Annotated in this window: 1 protein-coding gene; it reads left to right on the plus strand. The window is 47.4% G+C overall.

Annotated features, from left to right (window positions below):
* A partial coding sequence (locus WH96_RS22240; protein ID WP_047766198.1) for a hypothetical protein occupies positions 1–428 on the plus strand: 428 nt, incomplete at both ends.

Below are 428 nucleotides of genomic sequence, written 5' to 3' on the forward strand. Positions count from 1 at the left end.
TATATTCAGGCACAAGGCAAGATCAAGGATATGGAGGTAGATGTCGCTACCTTCAAACATAATGGTCAATCCCTCATTGCTGTGGCAACACCCAAACCAATTCACATTTCCGACCTGATCCCGGAAATTGGCAAGACGTCACTGGATGATGTGTCTTTCGACAATATGACCTATGTGTGGGCACCAAAGGGTATAGCCAAAAGTCAGCTTAATACGGCGACCAATGTACCGCCGATGATTGCTGCTGTGGCGCAAAAAGCAGGGCAGGTCATCGATGTCAAAGAAGGATTGAATGTTCTGGGGCAGTTGGGGATCGCACAAAGTGGTGAGCTTGGCAAGTTACTGAGCATGGCAAACCTTTACAAGAACAGCTTGCCACTATCCGGAAGTTTGAACCCGGCTGTTTTTCAAAAGGGTAATACTGCGCA

The organism is Kiloniella spongiae (assembly GCF_001026905.1).
Lineage (GTDB): Bacteria > Pseudomonadota > Alphaproteobacteria > Kiloniellales > Kiloniellaceae > Kiloniella > Kiloniella spongiae.